A 4,952-nucleotide genomic window follows, 5' to 3' on the forward strand; every position below is an offset into this window, starting at 1 on the left:
TATCTTCCTGCTGAAACGCCTCTTCGGGAATCTCTTCATCAATTCCCATCATGGTTGGTTCTTCTATTGGCTGCATTGTCTCTACTGGTGGTAAATCTTCCTGTTCCGGCTCTGATGGTTTTTCCTTTCTTTCTCCTAAAAAATCTACAATGAGTGAATTTGGATTTACGTTATCATGTAGGGAATCAATATCTATATCTAAAATAGATTTATCTGTATCGAATTCTACGCCTAAGTACTCCCATCTGTATTTTAAGGCTGTTTCTCCCGTATTATAAATTGGGCGAGGTCTGATCCGTTTTCTGTTATTATCCTGACGTTTTATAACCCGAATAACGGCACTTTCTCCTTCTTTAAAATTCATAAGTTCATTTGATGTTAACAGTTGGCGTTGATCTAAACCTTCCGTTTTATTTTTATCAGTAGAAAGACCTTTTCCGCTTCGAGAAGGTAGGTTAATCGTCTGATTCCCTAGTTTTTTGGACACTTTTTCGGCGGTTTCTTGATCGTTAGTTAGAATGTAAATGGTATTCCCACAGTTTCCATCAATCGTATCTGCATCCTCACCATACTTATTTTTTAATTGTGAATATGCTTGAATGATAAGGTTAAAGCGAACATTTCTACCGAGACAAACTGTAATAATATTTGCCATTCCTTCAATACTCGGCATATTTCCAAACTCATCTAGGCAAAAAACCACCTCACGGTGACATTTCCCTCCACGAGCAAGGGACGCACCCTTTGCCAATATAAAATAAAGCTGCCTTACAAAAATAGAAGCAATCACATGATTCGAAGAATCAAAGTCTGGTGTAATCATAAAAATAGCCACTGGTTTATCGAAATAATCCACTTTTGTTATTTCTATATCTTCATTTTCTTCTACTACTTTAAATTCTGTATGACCCGTTTTTTTATCTATTTTTGTAACAGTAATAGATGTTTTCGTTTGAGGATTTTCCTTTTCATTACATTGAATGGTATCTCCAACTTGTATTGCTTGTTTAAAATCTAATGCAAAACGTCCTGTAATATCTGCTTTGATAGACTCCTTTGAGCCATCTGAAAATACAATTTCTACTCGTTTTCTAGGTGTCACTTTTCCTTTTATCGTTTTTCCAAAACCGACACGTTTCAAATCCACACTATTTTTCGCTGTCATTTTAGCGATTTCATCAAATGTAAAAATAGAAAGTCCGTTCATTGTTTGAGTGAAAATCCCACCTCTTGCTTGCCCTTTTGAGAAATTAGAAGTTGCATATTGCATTTTCGCAACGCTATCCGCTGGTAAGCCTTCAAAGTATAAATCTAATGCATTTTTAGGTGGTTCCTCTGGATCTATTAGTATTTCTTTCGAACCAAGTTCTGATAACATGTTAGCTACTGCATACATCGTTATTTTTTCTTCTGTTCCTTCTGCAATACATTTATCTGTTATAGCTAAAACCATAGCGTTGCATAGGCTCATAGCACAATCTTGCCAAAAAGGATCTTTAACACCTGGTTTATAAAACAAAGTGTGTGAGAGTGTTTTACATAATGCCTGTGCCGTTGAATAATCCCCATCTTTATAAGCATCTTTGACAAGCTGCAATAAGTTATAACTCATGGAATCAAGTGGCTTTAACAAGTTCAAAACTTCAATATGATACCCTCGTTCTTCCAGCGTTTCTTTCGATGCGCTGAACAATTATGTATAGCATCCCTATTCAGTTTGAGTAGGGGTAGCTATTACCCATTCCGGGTGCGATAGGTAAGGATTTGATATTATCTCCAACTTTTCCCCCGCCTCACACCGTACGTGACAGTTTCCCATCATACGGCGTTCCATCGACAAATTTTCATATAATATATAGTATTTTTACTGAATAATGTCTAAGTTAGACATAAATCTTAGTCTATTAAGCTTTTTAATTTGTTTCGAATCCAAATTAAAGTCATTAAGATAAGTAGCAATTGTTTCTTCATTTATAGCGTGAATCAGTTTATGAATATCTTTATGAACAAGACATAAATTGTGATATTCATCCGTACCACCTTGATTTCTAGGTAGTTTATGATGACAATGTACTTCATTTGGATGAAGAATTTCACCAGTCACATAGCATTTTCCATTAGTAGCAACGTATAGTGTTAATCTGTTATCTACAAATTCAACGTTGTCTTTAGTATATCGGGCTTTGTTAACCATATACTGTACATATTCGTTTGGAACAATTTTAGGCTTGGATGTTTCTAACTTAGCACGCCCACCTTTTGTATAAGGTGTAATATCCTGCTGAAAATTCATTGGGTTTCTATGATGAACAGCGTTGATTACGTGGAGTGGAACTCCAGCAACTACTGATATTTTTGTTTGTTGCTTCAAGCCAACATTTCGTTGTTTATATATTGTGTTCTGTTCCTTATACGTTTGTATAGTACGTCTTTCCCTTAACCTAACTTTCATGGTGCGGGATAAGGATAACCCAACTTTATCTAAGTCAATATATACATGCGTTGCATATCGATAATAGTTTTTGATACCCATTACCATTGTGTTGTAATTCATAGATGATTTACTACTATATGAACTGTGTTTTATTTTCTTTACGCCATCTCGTAGTTTTTCTTGAATTCTCTTACGAGATTTTTCGGAGATATTTGTTTGAGCAACATATCCGTTTTTCGTACTCCCTTTAGGTATAGCTTTAATACTAAAACCTAGGAAATCCGCATGTTTTTGTTTCAAGTTCGTAATGCTAGATTTGTTTGTATTAACCTCTAACCTCAATCTTTTATCGAGAAATTCAACTACAGCATGATAAAATCTAACAGCGTGATTGTATGACCTACACATGATTTTAAAATCATCAGCATATCTGACCATATAACCACTTTTTAAGTTAGTTCGTTTAGCAGTACTATTATGGAAGCTGTGAATATTTTTACTTTTAATAGGGAAGCTTTCCCATTGAGATTCAACCCAACGATCTAACTCGGTTAGGTAAATATTCGCTAATAATGGGGATAGTACACCACCCTGTGGAAGTCCTTTATCCATAACTCCTACACCGACTACTTCTGTTCTTAACATGCAATTGATTATTGATAGTAATCTTTTATCACGAATGCCAAAGCTCCAAAGTGATTTACTCAATTTCGCATGATTCACATTATCGAAGAACCCTTTAATATCAACGTCAACACAGTAGTACATTTTCCCACGATTGATTAAGCTAACCGTACGGCTTAATGCGTGCATAGCGTTTCTATTAGGTCTGAAACCATAACTATGTTTATAGAACTTGGCTTCACATATGGGTTCTAATACCTGTAAGATACATTGCTGAATGACCCTATCTTCAAGTGTTCCAATACCCAATGGTCTTGTTGAACCATCTTGTTTTGGGATTAGTACACGTCTTGTTTTATCCGGTTTAAACCAAGATAAACGTTTTTGAATTTTTGCTACAAATTCAGATACATTTGTTACTTTAACATCTTCAATGGTTAAACCATCTACACCCTCTGTATGAGCGCCATTGTTACTTTTAATTTGATGATAAGCTAGTAGAATATTACTTTCGCTCGTGATTATATCCATCAACTTATAGAAATTATCACCGTTTTTACTATTAGCATAAAGTTCATCAAACGTGGATGTTAAAGCATATCGCTTAATATTCTTAATTTTTTCAGTCATACTGTTTTTACTCCCCCACTATAAGTGTTTTAGTAACTTTATTATTCTTAATCGAATCAGTATATTAAATATCTACATATAAAATTCTTTTATCGACTTGAGGTCTTCCTTCCACTACTTATTATCATAGTTTCACAAGTACTACACCTCTACTGCCACGACATTTAATGTATGTTATGAATTTCATACAAACGGGTCATAGTGACCATTCACTTACCGTATATCGCTTCCCACGTTCCGATTAACCTATCATAGTGTTTTACTTAGATGTCTCCTATAAGCCTGTTACCTTGAATACGCCTATAACGTATTATGGACTTTCATAAAGGACGCGTCTTACTCATCCACAGTAACCGTCAAAACATTGACGCTTGATACTTTCGTTATCAAGTCCCATATAGACCCGTACAATTCGGAGATTCGTCAAGACTAAATCTATTCTCATCATATAAAACGACTCCCGACCTATTAGCCTCCATATTCCTCGTGGAACTTAGGACACATTCAGCCGACTTCACCGAGCTTCTTACAATCTATTAAATGGTTAACATTATGCAAGTCGGAGTATCAGAGGGTAAGTTTCAAGGCGTTACCCTATCGTTCCTTACCTCGGTTAATCAGTTCACAATTGCTATTTTTCATGCAACCATGCCATAGCTTTTCACTATGGAACGTGGCGCACCCCCCTTTGGATCGTTGAAAATTAAAGATGGCTTATGTTCCGCTCTAGAATAGACATCAATTGTAGGAAATACAAAGGTTTCCCCTTTACCAGAGCGTGTTGTACCAATGATTAAATTGTTTACCGGACTATCATCAATAAATACCTTTTCACCTAATCGTGAAATAACAACACCACCGCCACCTTTAAACGATTTCTCTCGCTCTGGTACAGCTCGATACTGCTTTTTCAGCTCTTCAACTGTTGTAAAACGACTAGATCCTTTCTGATGATTATTTAAGTTTTTAAAGGAAGATTTCAATTTGTACACTGTTCTCGCTATAGTTCCAATCACTACAAGGAAAACAAGCAAGTAGTAAATTGGATGCTCTGCAATTGGCATCCGAAAAAGAAATCCTATCTCCATATGAAACGGTTTGGGATGTAATAAATCACTAAAAGTTGTTTCTATCAGCTCTAAGGATAAGTTGAGTAAAAAATTAGCGATCAAAAACATTCCAACAAACAAAAAAGCACTCAATGGAATGAGTACTTCTTTTTCAGCTAATTTATATTTGATTGATATCTTTTCACTATACATAT

At 35.3% G+C, this 4,952-nt stretch carries 1 protein-coding gene and 2 pseudogenes; all 3 read right to left on the reverse strand.

The genetic code is table 11. The features are described 5' to 3' along the window. Positions 1-1,693 (reverse strand): annotated as a pseudogene (locus tag BM089_RS30010) (TraG/TraD/VirD4 family protein); the annotation flags it as partial. A 171-nt stretch (positions 1,694-1,864) separates the two neighbouring features. After that, positions 1,865-3,688, reverse strand: coding sequence for a group II intron reverse transcriptase/maturase (gene ltrA / locus BM089_RS30015; RefSeq protein ID WP_090979111.1), 1,824 nt, complete (start codon positions 3,686-3,688; stop codon positions 1,865-1,867). 683 nt (positions 3,689-4,371) lie between these two features. Then, positions 4,372-4,950 (reverse strand): annotated as a pseudogene (locus BM089_RS30020) (ATPase); the annotation flags it as partial. Positions 4,951-4,952: the final 2 nt, after the last annotated feature.

This window comes from Bacillus sp. 5mfcol3.1, from assembly GCF_900114335.1.
Lineage (GTDB): Bacteria > Bacillota > Bacilli > Bacillales > Bacillaceae_G > Bacillus_A > Bacillus_A thuringiensis_S.